The organism is Streptomyces spiralis (assembly GCF_014654675.1).
GTDB classification, from domain to species: Bacteria; Actinomycetota; Actinomycetes; order Streptomycetales; family Streptomycetaceae; genus Streptomyces; species Streptomyces spiralis.
Genome location: NZ_BNBC01000126.1, coordinates 1 through 1,953, shown reverse-complemented (window position 1 = coordinate 1,953; position 1,953 = coordinate 1). Strand labels below are relative to the sequence as shown.

Sequence of the window (1,953 nt, the reverse complement as noted above, 5' to 3'; positions counted from 1 at the left end):
GGCGAGGACGGCCCCACCCACCAGCCGGTCGAGCACCTGGCCTCGCTGCGCGCGATCCCCGGCCTGAACATCGTCCGTCCGGCCGACGCCAACGAGACCGCCATCGCCTGGCGCGAGATCCTGGGGCGCTGGACCAAGGAGTTCGGCAAGGGCCAGCCGCACGGCCTGGCTCTGACCCGCCAGGGTGTGCCGACGTACGAGCCCAACGACGACGCGGCGCGCGGCGGCTACGTCCTCTTCGAGGCGGAGGGCCCCGACGGGCAGAACGCCGAGCCTCAGGTGATCCTGATGGCCACCGGATCCGAGGTGCACGTGGCCGTCGAGGCGCGCGAGCAGCTGCAGGCCGACGGCGTCCCCACCCGCGTGGTGTCCATGCCCTGCCTGGAGTGGTTCGAGGAGCAGGACCAGGGGTACCGGGACAGCGTCCTGCCCCCGGCCGTGCGGGCGCGCGTCTCGGTCGAGGCGGGTGTGGGTCTGCCCTGGCACAAGTACGTGGGAGACGCGGGGCGCATTGTTTCCCTGGAGCACTTCGGTGCCTCCGCCGACGCCAAGGTGCTCTTCCGCGAATTCGGCTTCACCGCCGAGAACGTGGCGGCCAAGGCCCGGGAATCCATCGCCGCCGCCCAGCGCTGACGCTCACATATACGACACGTAGGAGATGCAATTTCCATGACAGACGCACTCAAGCGCCTCACGGATGAAGGCGTCGCGATCTGGCTGGACGACCTGTCGCGCAAGCGGATCACGTCCGGCAACCTCGCCGAGCTGATCGACCAGCAGCACGTCGTGGGCGTCACCACCAACCCGACGATCTTCCAGAAGGCGATCTCGCAGGGCGACGGGTACGACCGGCAGCTGTCGGACCTGGCCTCCCGCAAGGTGACCGTGGACGAGGCCATCCGCATGATCACCACGGCGGACGTCCGGGACGCCGCCGACATCCTGCGCCCGGTCTTCGACGCCACCGGCGGCCAGGACGGCCGGGTCTCCATCGAGGTCGACCCGCGCCTGGCGCACAACACCCGGGCGACGGTCGCCGAGGCCCGCCAGCTGGCCTGGCTGGTGGACCGCCCGAACACACTGATCAAGATCCCGGCCACCGAGGCGGGTCTGCCGGCGATCGCCGAGACCATCGGCAACGGCATCAGCGTCAACGTCACGCTGATCTTCTCGCTGGAGCGCTACCGCGCGGTCATGGACGCCTACCTGACCGGCCTGGAGAAGGCCAAGGAGCGCGGCCTGGACCTGTCGAAGATCCACTCGGTGGCGTCGTTCTTCGTCTCCCGCGTGGACACCGAGATCGACCGGCGCATCGACGAGATGGGCACCGACGAGGCCAAGGCGCTGCGCGGCAAGGCGGGCGTGGCCAACGCGCGTCTGGCCTACCAGGCGTACGAGGAGGTCTTCTCCTCCGACCGCTGGAACGCGCTGGAGAAGGACGGTGCGAACAAGCAGCGTCCGCTGTGGGCCTCCACCGGTGTGAAGGACAAGGCGTACAAGGACACCATGTACGTCGAGGAGCTGGTGGCGCCGAACACGGTGAACACCATGCCGGAGGCCACGCTGGAGGCCTCCGAGGACCACGGTGAGATCCGCGGCGACGCCGTCCGCGGCACCTACGAGCAGGCCCGTGCCGACCTGGACGCGCTGGAGAAGATCGGGATCTCCTACGACGACGTGGTCCAGGTCCTGGAGGACGAGGGCGTCGACAAGTTCGAGGCCTCCTGGAACGACCTGCTGAAGTCGACCGAGGCGGAGCTGGAGCGCCTCGCTCCCACGGAGGGCTGACACCTTGTCGCCGCTTTCCGGTACCGGAGCGAACCCGCTCCGTGACCCCGCGGACCGACGGCTCCCGCGTATCGCGGGGCCGTCGGGCCTGGTCATCTTCGGCGTCACGGGCGACCTGTCGCGCAAGAAGCTGATGCCCGCCGTGTACGACCTCGCCAACCGGGG

The 1,953-nt window shown here is 69.4% G+C and carries 2 protein-coding genes and 1 pseudogene; all 3 read left to right on the top strand.

The features are described 5' to 3' along the window. Positions 1–633 (top strand): transketolase-like TK C-terminal-containing protein (locus IE318_RS44270; protein ID WP_308438645.1); only part of this gene is annotated, 633 nt, incomplete at its 5' end. Positions 634–669: 36 nt separating this feature from the next. Beyond that, positions 670–1,788 (top strand): transaldolase, encoded by a 1,119-nt coding sequence (tal, locus tag IE318_RS44265; RefSeq protein WP_189908475.1) that lies wholly within the window; start codon positions 670–672, stop codon positions 1,786–1,788. Positions 1,789–1,792: 4 nt separating this feature from the next. Then, positions 1,793–1,953: pseudogene (locus IE318_RS44260) on the top strand (glucose-6-phosphate dehydrogenase); the annotation flags it as partial.

What these genes read in the sequence shown, in the direction of transcription:
- tal (WP_189908475.1), top strand. Translation starts at nt 670, where the DNA reads ATGACAGACGCACTCAAGCGCCTCACGGATGAAGGCGTCGCGATCTGG.